The sequence below is a fragment of the Streptomyces sp. NPDC051987 genome (assembly GCF_040680735.1).
Classification (GTDB): domain Bacteria; phylum Actinomycetota; class Actinomycetes; order Streptomycetales; family Streptomycetaceae; genus Streptomyces.
The window spans coordinates 160128-176521 of the sequence record NZ_JBFAXI010000004.1; the positions used below are offsets into that span (position 1 = coordinate 160128).

The following is a 16394-nucleotide window of genomic DNA, read 5'->3' on the forward strand; positions in this document are numbered from 1 at the left end:
GCCGTCTGCCTCGTGGGCACGCGAAGGATGTCCCCCCACGGGAGTCCGGGATCCGGTACCCCCGATCGGCGGCCGTCCTGCCCCACCTCTCCCGGCAGGCGGCCGCCTCTTTTGTGGGGCGAGCCACACCGACCCCTCGCTCTGCGGCATCCTTGATGCGCGATAGCCTGACCGGTGGATCTCTTGATACCAAGAGATCGATCATCTGTACGTCCGCACCCCAGGGCACCCAGGGCAAGGACGCCCACCGCCAGCTGTCATACGGAGAACGCCATGACCCGCACTCCCGTGAACGTCACCGTCACCGGCGCGGCCGGCCAGATCGGCTACGCCCTGCTCTTCCGCATCGCCTCCGGCCAGCTGCTCGGCGCGGACGTGCCGGTCCGGCTCCGCCTCCTGGAGATCACCCCGGCGCTCAAGGCCGCCGAGGGCACCGCCATGGAGCTCGACGACTGCGCCTTCCCGCTGCTGCAGGGCATCGACATCTCCGACGACCCGAACGTCGCCTTCGACGGTGCCAACGTCGCGCTGCTGGTCGGCGCCCGCCCCCGCACCAAGGGCATGGAGCGCGGTGACCTCCTGGAGGCCAACGGCGGCATCTTCAAGCCCCAGGGCAAGGCCATCAACGACCACGCCGCGGACGACATCAAGGTCCTGGTCGTCGGCAACCCGGCCAACACCAACGCGCTGATCGCCCAGGCCGCGGCCCCGGACGTACCGGCCGAGCGGTTCACCGCGATGACCCGCCTCGACCACAACCGCGCGCTGACCCAGCTCGCGAAGAAGACGGGCTCCACGGTCGCCGACATCAAGCGGCTCACCATCTGGGGCAACCACTCCGCCACCCAGTACCCCGACATCTTCCACGCCACGGTCGCCGGCAAGAACGCCGCCGAGGTCGTGAACGACGAGAAGTGGCTGGCCGAGGAGTTCATCCCGACCGTCGCCAAGCGCGGCGCGGCCATCATCGAGGCCCGTGGCGCGTCCTCCGCGGCCTCCGCCGCCAACGCCGCCATCGACCACGTCCACACCTGGGTCAACGGCACCGCCGACGGCGACTGGACCTCCATGGGCATCCCGTCGGACGGCTCCTACGGCGTCCCGGAGGGCCTGATCTCCTCCTTCCCGGTCACCGCCAAGGACGGACAGTACGAGATCGTCCAGGGCCTGGAGATCAGCGACTTCTCCCGCGCCCGCATCGACGCGTCGGTGCAGGAGCTGGCGGAGGAGCGCGAGGCGGTCCGCGCCCTCGGCCTCATCTGAGCCTCCCGTACCACCCCGGCGGGCCCCGCTCCGGACTCCTCCGGAGCGGGGCCCGCCGCCGTCCGCCGCGTCACTCCATCCCGCGCCTGCCCGGTGTCCAGAACGGCTTGGTGAGCACCGCCCGCCGGTCCCACCCCGCCTCCTGGACCAGCACCTTCCGCACCGCCTGCACGGCCCGCGCCTCCCCGGCGACATACGCCATCCCGCCGGGTTCGGGTGCGAGCCGCCGTACCGCCTCCGGCAGCGAGGTCTCGGCGCGCAGCACCCAGTCGAGGCGCTCGGCGTACGGGAGGGGCAGCCGGTCCGCGGCCGTCTCCGTCTCGACACAGCCGGAGATCCGGGCCTCCTCGGGCAGCGCCGCGAGCATCGCGCCGAAGGCGACCGCGGCCGTCTCGTCGCCGACGAACACATGGTGGGCGGCGTCGGGACGCAGCGTGAAGGTGCCCTCGGGCCCGCGCAGCCGCACCTGCTCGCCCGCCCGGACGGTCCGGCCCCAATGAGCGCCCGGACCGCCCTCGGAGTGGTCGAGGACGCACAGCTCGACGACGCCGGACGGGTCGTAGCGCCAGACCGAGTACGTGCGCAGGGTCAGGCCGGCGACCAGGACCCGGACCTGCTGGCCGGGCCGGACGTCGAGGCCGGCGAGCCGGTCGCCGTCGATGCGCAGCCGGCGCATGCGGGCGGTGATCTGTTCGGCCTCGGTGACGGTGCCGCGCAGCGTCAGCAGGTCGAGGACGGGGTTCAGCAGGGCGGGCATCGGGGCTCCTCAACGGGCTGTGGTGCGGGGGGAGTTGCTCAGGCGCCGGACGAACGCGACAGTACGCGTTCCGGGCCGGACGCGATAGTGCGTGTCGGAGTGCGGCCGCCGTGACCCGCCACCACGAGCGCCGTCGCCGCGAGCACCAGCAGCGCGACCGTGCGCAGCGCCGGACCCATGCCGGAGGCGAGATCACCGTGCTCGGACAGGATCGTGCCGGTGACCGCGACCCCGAGGGCGGCGCCGGTCTCCCGGGCCGTGGTGCCGAGGCCCGAGCCGAGCCCCGCCTGGTGCGGCGGGAGCGAGCCGACCACGCCGAGGGTGAGGGCGGGCATGGACAGCCCGGTGCCGGCCGAGATCACCAGCAGCCAGCAGGCGTACGTCCAGTACGGCGTGGCCGCGTCGACGGTGGACGCGCCGAGCAGCCCGAGGCCGATCAGGGCGGCCCCGGCGCCGGACAGGCCGCGGCCCGCGATCAGCACGGCGGGGTCCGGCGCGAGCGCGCTGGTTCCCGCGCCCGCCGCGAACAGACCGAGCCCGGCGAGCAGGGCGCCCTTGCGGCCGTACCGGTCGCCGAGCGCGCCGGCCGGGATGAGCAGACCGGCGAAGGCGATGACGTAGGCGTCGACGGTCCACAGGATCTCGCTGTGCGAGGGGTGCAGGGACGACGCGGCCAGTTCGGGTATGAGCAGGTTGACGGCGGCGACCATGCTCTGCGCGACCAGCACACAGGCGCACAGGACGAGCAGGGCTGCTGGCGGGCGAGCTGACGCCCGAGCGGTTCGCGACCGCGGCCGGACACCTGAACGTCTCCCGGCGCGGCAGGCTGCACGGCCCCGTCGACGCCGCGTTGGCCGAACTCGGCCTGGAACGCCGGGTGGTGGGCACCGTCGGCACCTTCCCGGGCTCCCTGTTCGTGCTGCGCGACTCCGACCTGATCGGCCTGATCAGCTCCTGGGGGACCCCACTGGCGACCGCCCTCGGCCTCATCACCTTCGAGATCCCGCTGCCGCTGCCGCCGATCCCCATCGGCCTCGCCTGGCACCCCCGCCACGACGCCGACCCGGCGCACGCCTGGCTGCGCGGCTGCGTCCGGGAGCTGCTGGCCGTCGGCTGACGGCCGGCGGAGTGCGGCGCGGGGGCCGTTTCCGGCGTGGTGCGGGGCCGCTCGGCACCGGTCAGATCGTCATTCGTTTAATTGCAGTATTCACGGAGGGTAATCTCCCGCATATTCAGAATTTCTGCCCCGGCTTCTCTTCCGGGTGACTGAATTCCCCCGAACGCTCCAAACCCCGCCCCGCGCGCCGGTCGTTAGGTGACCGTGACGCGATTGGACTGGTGCACAACCGAAGATCATCCGACAACCGTGCTCCGCTGGCCGGGTGGTATGGATATCACCTCATGCTCGGACCTGCTCGATGATTTCCTGAAGAGAATCAATGCGATGGAAATCGAATATCGGCGGACCCTGGCGGATCTGTACGCGGCGTCCTGAGACAGGGTGCGGAGGTTAAATCGATGGACGGGATTCAGCACGACTCAGGTCCGGGGCTCTACGACCACACCGGCTTCTACGATCACCCCGGTCTCTACGACCACACCTGGGGTGTCCCGGAGCCGGACGTCGCGCCGAACGACTGGGACCCGGTCGAGGAGCTGGCGCAGATACTGTCCGCACCGACCAGTGTGACCGCGGCCTCCACGCTCCTCGACGTGCCGGCCCAGCGCCGGGGCAGCCGCCGGCGGGTCCGCCACGACTCCCACCTGCTCGACGGCGGCCGCAGCTTCACGCACATCACGCTCCTGATCGTGGCCGTCTCGCTGTGCGCGGTGTTCATGCTGGCCTGGTCCGTCTGCTACTCCTACGCGCAGTTGCGCGGCATCGCCTCGTCGGTGCTCCCCGGAGGGCTGGCCCGGTACTGGCCGCTGACCGTCTACGGCCCGTGGTTCGTGGCGGCGCTGTCCGTCCTGCGGGCCACCGCGCAGCGCCGGAGCGCGCGGCGGTCCTGGTGCGTCGTGCTGGCCGCCTCCGTCGTGGCCGTCGCCCTGTGCATCAGTCACTCGTCCCACGCGCTGCTGTCGTTAGTGATCTTCGGGATTCCGCCCGTCACCGCCCTGGTCTGTTTCTGGGAGCTCGTGGGTCAGATCTCGACCAAGAACCGGCCCCGGCACGCCGTGTCCACCGAATCGGCGGGCGCCACGGCCTGAATCCGTCCTGACCGGTTTGTCGTTCTCCGTCCGACTGTTCCGTGACGCCGCACACTTTCGGCCGACGATTGCGCATGCAATCCGAGACCGAGGGCAGGTGCTGGCGGTCCCCGAGGGTGACGTGCTGGTCACCCAGGGGCACCGAACAGGAACGGAAGGCAATACCGATCATGGCGGACAGTGCGGACAGTACGGCACGAGCGACCATCCATGTCGGAGGCGAGTGGCTGGCAGCCGTCTCCGGCGCGACACGCGAGATCATCGACCCCGCGGACGGCCTGCCCTTCACCGTGGTGGCCGAGGGTGACGAGAAGGACGCCGAGGCGGCGGTGGCCGCCGCCCGGCGCGCCTTCGACACCGGCGACTGGCCCCGGACCCCCGTCGCCGAGCGCGCCGCCCTGCTCCGCCGGGTGGCCGACCTCCTCGTGCGCGACCGCGAACAGCTCGGGCTGCTGGAGAGCCGGGACGCGGGCAAGACCGTCGAGGAGGGCCGCGTCGACATCGACTGCGTCGCCGACGCCTTCCGCTACTTCGCCGACCTGGTGACGGCGGAGGGCGCGGGCCGGGTGGTCGACGCAGGATCGGCCGACATCCACAGCGTGGTGGTATCCGAACCGGTGGGCGTGTGCGCCCTGATCACCCCCTGGAACTACCCGCTGCTCCAGGCGAGTTGGAAGATCGCTCCGGCGCTGGCGGCCGGCAACACGTTCGTCGTCAAGCCGAGCGAGCTCACCCCCCTGACGACGGTCGCGCTGATCGGTCTGCTGACCGAGGCCGGACTGCCCGCCGGGGTCGCGAACCTCGTCACCGGTCCCGGCCACACCGTCGGCGCCCGCCTCGCCGAGCACCCCGGCGTCGACCTGGTCTCCTTCACCGGCGGCCTGGCCAGCGGCACCAAGGTCGCCCAGGCCGCCGCGCCCACCGTCAAGAAGGTCGCCCTCGAACTGGGCGGCAAGAATCCCAACGTCGTCTTCGCCGACGCCTGCGCCACGCGGGAGGGGTTCGACACCGCCGTCGACCAGGCCCTCAACGCGGCCTTCGTGCACAGCGGGCAGGTCTGCTCGGCCGGCGCCCGGCTGATCGTCGAGGAGCCGCTGCGCGAGCGGTTCGTCGCCGAACTCGCCCGCCGCGCCGCCCGGATCCGGCTCGGCCGCGGCACCGCCGACGGCGTCGAGTGCGGCCCGCTCGTCTCCGAGCAGCAGCGCGCCAAGGTCGAGGCGTACGTGGCGTCCGCGCTGGCGGAGGGCGCGGTGCTGCGCGCGGGCGGCAAGCGCCCCGAGCCGTCCGCCGTCCGCCCGGCCACCGGCTACTTCTACGAGCCCACCGTCCTCGACCAGTGCCACCGCGGCATGCGGGTGGTACGCGAGGAGGTCTTCGGCCCGGTCCTCACCGTCGAGACGTTCCGCACCGAGGACGAGGCGGTCGCCCTCGCCAACGACACCGAGTACGGCCTCGCGGGCGCCGTGTGGAGCGCGGACGCCGGGAAGGCCCGCCGGGTCGCCGGTCGGCTGCGGCACGGCACCGTCTGGATCAACGACTACCACCCCTACCTCCCGCAGGCGGAGTGGGGCGGCTTCGGACGGAGCGGGACCGGCCGCGAGCTGGGACCCGCCGGGCTCGCCGAGTACCGGGAGACCAAGCACGTCTACCAGAACCTCGCGCCGAAGCCGGTGCGCTGGTTCGCCGGCTGAGCCCCCACAACGCCCGGCCGGCGAACCAGCTCCGCCCCGTTCTCCCACCCCCCAGGAGTAACCACCCCATGGCCGATCACACCCCGAGCCCCCAGGAATTCGACTACGTCGTCATAGGCGGCGGAACCGCCGGTTCCGTCATCGCCTCCCGCCTCACCGAGGACCCGGACGTCACGGTCGCCGTCATCGAGGGCGGCCCCAGCGACGTCGGCCGCGACGACGTCCTCACCCTGCGCCGCTGGATGGGCCTGCTCGGCGGCGAGCTGGACTACGACTACCCGACCACCGAGCAGCCCCGCGGCAACTCCCACATCCGGCACAGCCGCGCCCGGGTGCTGGGCGGCTGCTCCAGCCACAACACCCTCATCGCCTTCAAGCCGCTGCCCTCCGACTGGGACGAGTGGGAGGAGGCGGGGGCCAAGGGCTGGGGCGCGGTGCCCATGGAGGCCTACTACGCCCGCCTCCTCAACAACATCGTCCCGGTCGACGAGAAGGACCGGAACGCCATCGCCCGCGACTTCGTCGACGCGGCCCAGCGGGCGCTGGGCGTCCCGCGCGTGGAGGGCTTCAACCGGCAGCCGTTCACCGAGGGCGTCGGCTTCTTCGACCTCGCCTACCACCCCGAGACCAACAAGCGGTCCAGCGCGTCGGTGGCCTACCTGCACCCGGTGCTGGACGAGCGCCCCAACCTCCACGTCCTCCTGGAGACCTGGGCGTACCGGCTGGAGCTGCACGACGGCCGCGCCGACGGGGTGCACGTCCGCACCAAGGACGGCGCGGAACTGCTGATACGGGCCCGCGAGGAGGTCGTCGTGTGCGCGGGCGCCGTCGACTCCCCGCGCCTGCTGCTCCATTCGGGCATAGGCCCGGCGGCGGACCTCGAAGCCCTCGGCATCCCGGTCGCGCACGACCTGCCCGGCGTCGGCGAGAACCTCCTCGACCACCCCGAGTCGGTGATCGTCTGGGAGACGAACGGCCCCATCCCGGAGAACTCCGCGATGGACTCCGACGCGGGCCTGTTCGTCCGCCGCGACCCCGAACTCACGGGCCCGGACCTGATGTTCCACTTCTACCAGATCCCGTTCACCGACAACCCCGAGCGACTGGGCTACGAACGCCCCCCGCACGGCGTCTCGATGACCCCGAACATCCCCAAGCCCCGCAGCCGCGGCCGCCTCTACCTGACCAGCGCCGACCCGGCCGTGAAACCCGCGCTGGACTTCCGCTACTTCACCGACGAGGACGACTACGACGGCCGCACCCTCGTCGACGGGATCAGCCTCGCCCGCGAGATCGCGCGGACCGAGCCGCTGGCGGGCTGGCTGAAGCGCGAGGTGTGTCCCGGCCCGGAGATCGTCGGCGACGCCGAGCTGAGCGAGTACGCCCGCAAGGTCGCCCACACGGTCTATCACCCGGCGGGCACCTGCAGGATGGGCGCGGTCGACGACCCGCTCGCCGTGGTGGACCCGGAGCTGCGCATCCGAGGCCTGGACGGCATCCGCATCGCCGACGCCTCCGTCTTCCCGGCCATGCCGGCCGTGAACCCGATGATCGGCGTGCTGATGGTCGGCGAGAAGGCCGTGGACCTGCTGAAGGGCGGTGCGTGATGAGCGGTACGACCCCTGTCTTCTCCGTCGACGGCCTGTGGAAGGTCTTCGGCCCGAGGGCCGAACACGTCCCGGCGGACCCCGAGCTGACCGCCCTCTCGCCCGCCGAGCTGCGCAGCCGCACCGGCTGCACGGCCGCCGTCCGTGACGTCTCCTTCGACGTGCGCAAGGGCGAGGTGTTCGTGGTGATGGGCCTGTCCGGGTCCGGCAAGTCGACCCTGGTCCGCTGTCTGACCCGGCTCATCGAGCCGACGGCCGGCCGGATCGCCATCGACGGCGAGGACGTCCGCGCGATGGACAAGGGCCGGCTGCGGGAACTGCGCCGGCACCGGGCCGCGATGGTCTTCCAGCACTTCGGGCTCCTGCCGCACCGGTCCGTCCTCGACAACGTGGCGTACGGCCTGGAGATCCAGGGCGTCGGCAGGTCCGAGCGACGTGAGCGGGCCGCCGAGGTAGTCGCCAAGGTCGGCCTCGACGGCATGGAGCAGCGCCGCCCCGGCCAGCTGTCCGGCGGCCAGCGCCAACGGGTGGGGCTCGCACGGGCGTTGGCGGTCGATCCCGAGGTCCTGCTCTTCGACGAGCCGTTCAGCGCGCTCGACCCGCTGATCCGGCGGGACATGCAGGAGGAGGTGGTCCGCCTGCACCGGGAGGAGGGCCGCACGATGGTCTTCATCACGCACGACCTGAGCGAGGCGCTGAAGCTCGGCGACCGCATCGCCCTGATGCGCGACGGCCGGGTGGTCCAGCTGGGCACCCCGGAGGAGATCGTCGGCGCCCCGGCCGACGACTACGTCCGCGAGTTCGTCCGCGACGTGCCGCGCGAGCAGGTGATGACGGTCCGTACGGCGATGCGGGCCGCGGGCGCGGGGGAGGCCGGGGAGGCCGGCGGCCCCGAGGTCGGCGCGGAGGCGACGGTCGCCGAGGCGATCGACGTGGTCGCGGCGACCGGCGCCCCGGCGCGGGTCGTGGCGGAGGGCCGGTGTGTCGGCGTGGTCGACGCCGACACGTTGCTCGGGGTGGTGGCGAAGGGGGGTGCGGACGGTTCTCCGACTGCGGGCGGTGGTGGGCCGGTCGCGCCCACGCGACGGAGCCGCACGGTGTCTCGCCCCGCGCCCCTGGGTGGGGATGGGCGGCCCCCGCTGGAAAGGCCCCCAGCCACGGGTGTCGCCGACACTGTCCCCGCTACGGGTGCTGCCGACACTGTCCCCGTCGCGGGTGCTGCGGACACTGACCCCGTCGCGGGTGCTGCCGACACTGTCCCCGCTGCGGGTGCTGCCGACGCTGCCCCCGTCGCGGGTGCTGCGGACACTGACCCCGTCGCGGGCAGTCGTGCCGCTGGGGCGGCACGGGTGGGCGCGGCGGTACCCCGCGAGCGCGGGCAAGTGACACCCCCCGCGCCCAGCACCAACCCGGAGGGCGTCTGATGGCGACGATCAGTGTGCCGAATCCTCGTCGAGTGGCCCTTCCCGCCGGCCGAGCCATGCGCAAGCTCCTCGCTCTGGCCGTCGCCGCCGCGATCCTCGTCCCCCTCGCCGGCACCCTCGGGGCGTCCTGGCCGCGCGGTCTCACCGTCAGCCTCTCCGCCCCCCTCACCTCCGCCAGCAACTGGGTCATCGACAACCGCGACACCCACCCCCTCTTCCTGTACTTCTTCGGCTACCTCAGCGAGGCCGTCGTCCTCGCCGTCCGCGCCGTCTACCTCACCCTCCTCGCCGCGGGCTGGCCCGGCGTCACCGTGCTCGCCGCCGTCGTCGCCCACCGCGTCGCCGGGGTGCGGCTCGCCGCCGGCACGGCCGTCGCGTTCCTCGCCTGCGGCGCCCTCGGCATGTGGGTGCCGACCATGCAGACCCTCGCGCTGATGGTCGTGGCCGTCCTCGCGTCCGTCGTCGTCGGACTCGTCCTCGGCCTCGGGGCCGGTCTCTCCGACCGGCTGCACCGCGCCCTGCGCCCGGTCCTCGACACCATGCAGGTGCTGCCCGCCTTCGCCTACCTCCTCCCGGTCGTCCTGGTCTTCGGCATCGGCGTCCCCGCGGCCGTCCTCGCCACCGTCGTCTACGCGGCCCCGCCCATGGCCCGGCTCACCGCCCTCGGCCTGCGCGGCGCCGACCCCGAGGTCCTGGAGGCCGTGGAGTCGCTCGGAGCCACCCGACGGCAGCGGCTGCTGACCGCGCGGATCCCGCTGGCCCGCAGGGAACTCCTCCTCGGCCTCAACCAGACGATCATGATGGCGCTGTCGATGGCGGTCATCGCCTCCGTCATCGGCGCCGGCGGCCTCGGTGACCGCGTCTACCAGGCGCTCGCCTCGGTGGACGTCGGCGCGGCCCTCGCCGCCGGCATCCCGATCGTGCTCCTCGCGGTCGTCCTGGACCGCATCACCGCCGCGGCGGGCGAGCGCGACGACACCCGGAAGGCCGCCGCGGGCCTCCTGTACGGCCTCGGCGCCACCGTCGCCGTCGCGCTCGCCGCCCGGCTCCTCGGCCGCCTCGACTGGCCCACCGCCTGGACCCTGGACTTCGCCGGACCGGTCAACCGCGCCGTCGACTGGATGACCGCGCACCTGTACTCGGGTGTGCCGGTGGTCGGCGGTACGGCGGACTGGGCGGGCCACTTCACCACCTGGGTCCTCGACCCCCTCCGGGACGGGCTGCAGTGGCTGCCCTGGTGGGCGGTGCTGTTCGTGGTCGCCGCCCTGGCCTGGCTGATCGGCACCTGGCGCACCGCGCTCACCGCCGTCCTCGCGATGGCCGCGACCGGCGTGCTGGGCGTGTGGGAGCCGTCGCTGGACACCCTGTCCCAGGTGCTCGCGGCCGTCGCCGTCACCCTCGTCCTCGGCTTCGCGACCGGCATCGCCGCCGCCCGCAGCGACCGCGTGGAGCGTGTGCTGCGTCCGGTCCTGGACGTCTTCCAGACCATGCCGCAGTTCGTGTACCTGATCCCGGTGGTCGCGCTCTTCGGGGTCGGCCGCGCCCCGGCCGTCGCCGCCGCCGTCGTCTACGCGCTGCCGGCCGTCGTACGGATCACCGCCCAGGGGCTGCGCCAGGTGGACCCGGCCGCCCTGGAGTCCGCGCGCTCGCTCGGCGCGACCGGGCGCCAGCAGCTGTGGCAGGTGCAGCTTCCGCTCGCCCGGCCCGCGCTGCTGCTCGCCGTCAACCAGGGCGTGGTCCTCGTCCTCGCCGTCGTCATCATCGGCGGGCTGGTGGGCGGTGGCGCCCTCGGCTACGACGTCGCCTTCGGCCTCGCCCAGGGCGACCTGGCCACCGGTCTTGTCGCCGGTGCCGCCATCGTCTGCCTGGGGCTGATGCTCGACCGGGTCACCCAGCCCACGGAACGCCGCACGCGGAAGGGAGCGTGACCATGCGCCGTACGACACTCGTCGCCGCCGCCTCCGTCCTCGTCCTCACCACCGGCTGCGGGGCCGCCGACATGACGAAGCAGGCCTCGCCGTTCGCCGACGCGCGCGGGTCGAAGACCGTGACCCTCTCCGTGCAGTCCTGGGTCGGCGCGCAGTCCAACGTCGCCGTCGCCCAGTACCTGCTGGAGCACGAGCTGGGCTACCGGGTCGACACCGTGCAGGTCGACGAGGTCCCGGCCTGGGACGCCCTGAGCCAGGGGCGCGTCGACGCGATCCTTGAGGACTGGGGCCACCCGGACCAGGAGAAGCGGTACGTGGCGGAGAAGAGGACCATCAGCCGGGGCGGGGAACTCGGGGTCACCGGGCACATCGGGTGGTTCGTGCCGACCTACCTGGTCAAGCAGCACCCGGACATCACGGACTGGAAGAACCTGAACAAGTACGCCGCCCTCTTCCGCACCGCGGAGAGCGGCGGCAAGGGTCAGCTGCTGGACGGCTCACCGTCGTACGTCACCAACGACAAGGCGCTGGTCAGCAACCTGAAGCTGGACTACCAGGTCGTCTTCGCCGGTTCCGAGGCCGCCCAGATCACCCAGATCAAGCAGTTCGCCAAGGAGAAGAAGCCCTTCCTCACGTACTGGTACGCGCCGCAGTGGCTGTTCAAGAAGGTGCCGATGACCGAGGTGAAGCTGCCTGCCTACAAGAAGGGGTGCGACGCCGACCCGGCCAAGGTCGCCTGCGCCTACCCGCACACCCCGCTGCAGAAGTACCTCAACACGGACTTCGCGCACGGCGGCGGCAGGGCGGCGGCCTTCCTGAAGAAGTTCCGGTGGACGACCGAGGACCAGGACGAGGTCTCCCTGATGATCGCCGACCAGAAGCTGAGCCCCGAGGAGGCCGCGAAGAAGTGGGTGGAGAGCCACCCGTCGGTATGGCGGCCATGGCTCTCCTAGCCGGGATGTGCGCGGTGCCGGCCGGCCGGCGACCGACGTCGCCCGGAGGTGAGGTCACGGCTGTGGGACGGGATCACGGCTGCGATGGCATGACCGGCTCCTCCGTTCCGGCGCCGGTGTCCTCGGCGCCGGGTGCCTCCCCGAACCGGGCCAGTGCCAGAGCTCCCGCCACGGCCACCGCGAACCCGAGCACCGCGAGCCAGGCCAGCCCCTCCCGGGTGCGGTCCCCGAGCCACAACACGCCCACCGCGGCCGGGCCGATCGTCTCGCCGACGACCATGCCGGCCGTCGCCGTGGTCACGGAGCCGCGCTGCAGGGCCGAGGTCAGCAGCATGAAGGCGGCGCCGCCGCCGACGAGGAGTGCGTACGTCGCGGCATTGGTGAGGAGGTCCGGCAGCCGCAGCGTGTCGATCAGCCGCACCGACACCTCCACCACGCCGAACCCGAATCCGGCCCCGAGGCCCAGCACCAGGGCCCGTCCGCGCCCGCTGAGCCGCCCGCCGGCCAGGCCGAGCAGCAGTACGCCCACGGCCGTCCCCAGCATCACCCACTTCAAGGTCGTCGACCCGGCCCTGTCCCCCTCGGGGCCCGACGCCAGCCCCAGCATCGCGAGCCCCGCGCACACCACGCCCACCGCGGCCCACTCCACCCCGCTCAGCCGTACCCGCAGCAGCCGCGCCGCGACCACCGCGGTCACCGCGAGCGAGGAGGCCAGGGCCGCGCTGACCGCGTAGATGGGCAGCGACCGCAGCGCGAGGATCTGGAACACGAACCCGAGGCCGTCCAGTCCGAGCCCGACGACGTACCGCCACTGCCGCGCGGCCCGCAGCAGCAGCGCGGCCTCCCCGCCGGCGCCGTCACCGGCCGCCCGCGCGGCCACCGCCTGCAGGACCGTCGCCGTACCGAAGCAGATCGCCGCCGCGAGGGCGCACACCATTCCGAAGAGCACAGGGGGACTGTAGGGGAGCGGAGCGTGCGGTGATCGGGCAGGAGGCGGCAGAGCGGGTCCGGGTCGGCCCCGGGGCCGCTCCCTCCCCGCGCACCGCGGCCGACGACTTCACGGCGTTTTCTCACCTGTGCATGACAGTGCGGCATGGCAAGCTGGGAGGATGACCGGCAACGGACGCGCCTGGCTGCTCTTCACCGGCTGGCTCCTGACCGGAGCCTGCGGTCTGCTCGCCCTCCTCGCCGCCCTGTCCGTCGGGATCCTCCTCCTGCCGGTCGCCGTGGCCGGAACCGCCGTGCTGGCCACGCGCCGGGACACGCGACAGGGCCTGCCCGGCCTGCTCTCCGGGGTGAGCCCGCCCCTGTTCCTGCTCGCCTACCTCAACCGGCACGGCCCCGGCAGCTACTGCACCACCTCGGCCGCCGGCAGCAGCTGCACCGACGGCCTGCTCGACCCCCGGCTCCTGCTGGCCGCCGGCCTGCTCTTCCTCGGCGCCGGACCCGTGCTGTTCCTCAGGGCGCGGCGACGGCCGGCCGACGGCCCCCTGCCGGGTCCCTCCGGGCAGTCCCCACCGTCCTCCGGGGCGGCCCGCTAGGCGCTCAGCACCCCCCACACCTGCTCGACCCCCCACTCCAGGTCGTCCTCCTCCACCACCAGCGGCGGAGCCACCCGCACCGTCACCCCGTGCGCCTCCTTCACCAGGACGCCCCGCTCCAGCAGCCGCTCGGCCACCGCCCGCCCCGACCCCACCGCGGGATCCACGTCCACCCCCGCCCACAGCCCCCGCCCCCGTACGGCCGTCACCCGCCCGCTCCCGGTCATCTCCGCCAGCCGCCGGTGCAGGAGTTCCCCCAGCTCGGCCGCCCGCTCCTGGAACTCCCCGGTCCGCAGCATCGCGATCACCTCCAGGGCCACCGCGCAGGCCAGCGGATTCCCGCCGAAGGTGGACCCGTGCTCGCCGGGCCGGAACACCCCCAGCACCTCGGCGTCCGCCACCACCGCCGACACCGGCAGCACCCCGCCCCCCAGCGCCTTCCCGAGGACGTACACATCCGGTACGACCCCCTCGTGCTCGCACGCGAAGGTGCGCCCGGTCCGGCCCAGCCCCGACTGGATCTCGTCGGCGACGAACAGCACGTCCCGCTCGCGGGTCAGCTCCCGCACCCCCGCCAGGTAGCCGGCCGGCGGTACGACGACCCCCGACTCGCCCTGGATCGGCTCCAGCAGCACCGCGACCGTGTTCTCGGTGACCGCGGCCCGCATCGCCGTCAGGTCGCCGTACGGCACGATCTCGAAGCCGGGCGTGTACGGCCCGAAGTCCGCCCGCGCCTCCGGATCGGTCGAGAAGCTGATCACGGTCGTCGTGCGGCCGTGGAAGTTGCCGCCCGCGACCACCACCTTGGCCATCCCGGCCGGCACGCCCTTGACCCGGTACCCCCACTTCCGGGCGGTCTTCACCGCCGTCTCCACGGCCTCCGCCCCCGTGTTCATCGGCAGCACCATCTCCATCCCGCACAGCTCGGCCAGCTGCGTGCAGAACGCGGCGAACCGGTCGTGGTGGAACGCCCTCGACGTCAGCGTCACCCGCTCCAGCTGCGCCCTCGCCGCCGCGACCAGCCGCGGGTGGCCGTGCCCGAAGTTCAGCGCCGAGTAACCGGCCAGGAAGTCCAGGTACCGGCGCCCCTCGACGTCCGTCATCCAGGCGCCCTCGGCCGTCGCGATCACCACCGGCAGCGGGTCGTAGGTGTGCGCGCTGTGCGCGTCGGCGGCGGCGATGAGGGTTTCCGTACTGGTCACGACGGCTCCGGGGGACGCGGCTGGATTGCCCCCTTTCCTACCCTCTGCCCGTGCCCGACTGGTGGACGCCACGGCCCTCCGGCCCGGCGTGCCCGGTAATGTGACCTGCGGGCCGTGACTGGCGCGCTGGGATGGGACCGACCATCGGGGAGCGGCCCGCGTTGTGACCGAGTGCCGTGCGCCTGGGCCGAACCGTGAATGCCGAACGCCATGTCCGGAGGTCCCGAATGACTGACACGTCCGCGCCCCTGTCCACCGAGTCCACCGCCTACCGTGCCGCCCTCGACGTGATCCGCGCGGTCGAGCCGCGGGTCGCCGACGCCATCGGCCAGGAGGTCGCCGACCAGCGCGAGATGCTCAAGCTGATCGCCTCGGAGAACTACGCCTCCCCGGCGACCCTGCTGGCGATGGGCAACTGGTTCAGCGACAAGTACGCCGAGGGCACCGTGGGCCGCCGCTTCTACGCCGGCTGCCGCAACGTCGACACCGTCGAGGCGCTCGCCGCCGAGCACGCCCGCGAGCTGTTCGGCGCCCGCCACGCCTACGTCCAGCCGCACTCCGGCATCGACGCCAACCTGGTCGCCTTCTGGGCCGTCCTCGCCGACCGGGTCGAGGTCCCCTTCCTCCAGAAGACCGGCGCCCGCCAGGTCAACGACCTGACCGAGGCCGACTGGGCCGAGCTGCGGCAGGCCTTCGGCAACCAGCGGATGCTCGGCATGTCCCTGGACGCCGGCGGCCACCTCACCCACGGCTTCCGCCCCAACATCTCCGGCAAGATGTTCGACCAGCGCTCCTACGGCACCGACCCGGCCACCGGCCTGATCGACTACGACGCGCTGCGCGCCCAGGCCCGTGACTTCAAGCCGCTGATCATCGTCGCGGGGTACTCCGCGTACCCCCGGCTGGTGAACTTCCGGATCATGCGGGAGATCGCCGACGAGGTCGGCGCCACGCTGATGGTCGACATGGCGCACTTCGCGGGCCTGGTCGCCGGCAAGGTCCTGACCGGCGACTTCGACCCGGTCCCGCACGCCCAGATCGTCACCACGACCACCCACAAGTCCCTGCGCGGCCCGCGCGGCGGCATGGTCCTGTGCGACGACTCCCTCAAGGACCAGGTCGACCGCGGCTGCCCGATGGTCCTCGGCGGCCCCCTCCCGCACGTCATGGCCGCCAAGGCCGTCGCCCTCGCCGAGGCCCGGCAGCCCGCCTTCCAGGACTACGCGCAGCGGATCGTGGACAACTCGCGCGCGCTGGCCGAGGGCCTGATGCGCCGGGGCGCCACCCTGGTCACCGGCGGCACCGACAACCACCTCAACCTGATCGACGTCGAGACGTCCTACGGCCTCACCGGCCGCCAGGCCGAGTCCGCCCTCCTCGACTCCGGCATCGTGACCAACCGCAACGCGATCCCCGCCGACCCGAACGGCGCCTGGTACACCTCCGGCATCCGCATCGGCACCCCGGCGCTCACCACCCGCGGCCTCGGCACGGCCGAGATGGACGAGGTCGCGGGCCTGATCGACCGCGTCCTGACGACGACCGAACCGGGCACGACGAAGTCGGGCGCGCCGAGCAAGGCGAGCCACGTCCTCGACGAGAAGGTGTCCACGGAGATCGCCCAGCGCGCGACGGACCTGGTCGCGGGCTTCCCGCTCTACCCGGAGATCGACCTCGGCTGACCGGCGTCCTTCAGGGGCACCGCCCCGAAGGGGCGCGGGGAACTGCGCGACAAGCCCCCACCGGGCCCGCAGTCCCCCGCGCCCCGAAACCCCCCACCCCTCAGGGGCGAATCCCACCCCTCCCCTCTGAGAGAATGG

General features: G+C 72.8%; 13 protein-coding genes, 2 pseudogenes and 1 riboswitch. Of the genes and pseudogenes, 11 read left to right on the top strand and 4 right to left on the bottom strand.

What is annotated here, in order from left to right; genetic code table 11:
• Nucleotides 1-273: 273 nt before the first annotated feature.
• Nucleotides 274-1263 carry a malate dehydrogenase gene (locus AB0M11_RS03710; RefSeq protein WP_365700922.1) on the top strand — a complete coding sequence of 330 codons (990 nt, stop codon included), beginning with the start codon at nucleotides 274-276 and terminating at the stop codon, nucleotides 1261-1263.
• 70 nt (nucleotides 1264-1333) lie between these two features.
• On the opposite strand, the gene AB0M11_RS03715 is transcribed toward AB0M11_RS03710, so the two are convergent.
• On the bottom strand, nucleotides 1334-2020 hold the full coding sequence (locus tag AB0M11_RS03715; RefSeq protein WP_365700924.1) for a siderophore-interacting protein: 687 nt from the start codon (nucleotides 2018-2020) through the stop codon (nucleotides 1334-1336).
• Nucleotides 2021-2058: 38 nt separating this feature from the next.
• Nucleotides 2059-2769, bottom strand: a complete 711-nt coding sequence (locus tag AB0M11_RS03720) for an MFS transporter (RefSeq protein WP_365701004.1) — start codon at nucleotides 2767-2769, stop codon at nucleotides 2059-2061.
• Here AB0M11_RS03720 and AB0M11_RS03725 point away from each other — a divergent pair.
• From AB0M11_RS03725 to AB0M11_RS03760, 8 genes and pseudogenes are all read left to right on the top strand, one after another.
• Nucleotides 2763-3137 (top strand): annotated as a pseudogene (locus tag AB0M11_RS03725) (LysR substrate-binding domain-containing protein); the annotation flags it as partial. The gene AB0M11_RS03720 and the pseudogene AB0M11_RS03725 overlap by 7 nt on opposite strands.
• Before the next feature lie 198 nt (nucleotides 3138-3335).
• Nucleotides 3336-3515, top strand: a complete 180-nt coding sequence (locus AB0M11_RS03730) for a hypothetical protein (protein WP_365700926.1) — start codon at nucleotides 3336-3338, stop codon at nucleotides 3513-3515.
• A gap of 23 nt (nucleotides 3516-3538) precedes the next feature.
• Nucleotides 3539-4228, top strand: coding sequence for a DUF2637 domain-containing protein (locus AB0M11_RS03735; protein ID WP_365700928.1), 690 nt, complete (start codon nucleotides 3539-3541; stop codon nucleotides 4226-4228).
• 170 nt (nucleotides 4229-4398) lie between these two features.
• On the top strand, nucleotides 4399-5919 hold the full coding sequence (locus tag AB0M11_RS03740) for an aldehyde dehydrogenase family protein (RefSeq protein ID WP_365700931.1): 1521 nt from the start codon (nucleotides 4399-4401) through the stop codon (nucleotides 5917-5919).
• A 68-nt stretch (nucleotides 5920-5987) separates the two neighbouring features.
• On the top strand, nucleotides 5988-7526 hold the full coding sequence (locus tag AB0M11_RS03745; RefSeq protein WP_365700933.1) for a GMC oxidoreductase: 1539 nt from the start codon (nucleotides 5988-5990) through the stop codon (nucleotides 7524-7526).
• Nucleotides 7526-8551, top strand: a pseudogene (locus AB0M11_RS03750) (glycine betaine/L-proline ABC transporter ATP-binding protein); the annotation flags it as partial. The gene AB0M11_RS03745 and the pseudogene AB0M11_RS03750, both read left to right, overlap by 1 nt.
• A 398-nt stretch (nucleotides 8552-8949) precedes the next feature.
• Nucleotides 8950-10878: an ABC transporter permease subunit gene (locus AB0M11_RS03755; protein WP_365700935.1), complete on the top strand. Its 1929-nt coding sequence runs from the start codon at nucleotides 8950-8952 to the stop codon at nucleotides 10876-10878.
• Nucleotides 10879-10880: 2 nt separating this feature from the next.
• Nucleotides 10881-11831, top strand: coding sequence for an ABC transporter substrate-binding protein (locus tag AB0M11_RS03760; protein WP_365700937.1), 951 nt, complete (start codon nucleotides 10881-10883; stop codon nucleotides 11829-11831).
• A gap of 73 nt (nucleotides 11832-11904) precedes the next feature.
• On the opposite strand, the gene AB0M11_RS03765 is transcribed toward AB0M11_RS03760, so the two are convergent.
• A complete protein-coding gene (locus tag AB0M11_RS03765) occupies nucleotides 11905-12768 on the bottom strand; it encodes a hypothetical protein (protein WP_365701006.1) in 864 nt (287 codons plus the stop codon).
• Between the two features lie 172 nt (nucleotides 12769-12940).
• Between AB0M11_RS03765 and AB0M11_RS03770 the strand changes: the two genes are divergently transcribed.
• Entirely contained in the window at nucleotides 12941-13372 is a 432-nt protein-coding gene (locus AB0M11_RS03770; protein WP_365700939.1) for a hypothetical protein, read from the top strand.
• On the opposite strand, the gene rocD is transcribed toward AB0M11_RS03770, so the two are convergent.
• The gene (rocD, locus tag AB0M11_RS03775) at nucleotides 13369-14574 is read right to left on the bottom strand and encodes an ornithine--oxo-acid transaminase (protein WP_365700941.1); all 1206 of its coding nucleotides are present in this window, start codon (nucleotides 14572-14574) and stop codon (nucleotides 13369-13371) included. The genes AB0M11_RS03770 and rocD overlap by 4 nt on opposite strands.
• Nucleotides 14575-14678: 104 nt before the next feature.
• A riboswitch (ZMP/ZTP riboswitch) is annotated at nucleotides 14679-14769 on the top strand.
• Nucleotides 14770-14801: 32 nt separating this feature from the next.
• Here rocD and AB0M11_RS03780 point away from each other — a divergent pair.
• Complete coding sequence (locus AB0M11_RS03780; RefSeq protein ID WP_365700943.1) at nucleotides 14802-16256, top strand: glycine hydroxymethyltransferase; 1455 nt, start codon at nucleotides 14802-14804, stop codon at nucleotides 16254-16256.
• The last annotated feature ends 138 nt before the right edge of the window (nucleotides 16257-16394 follow it).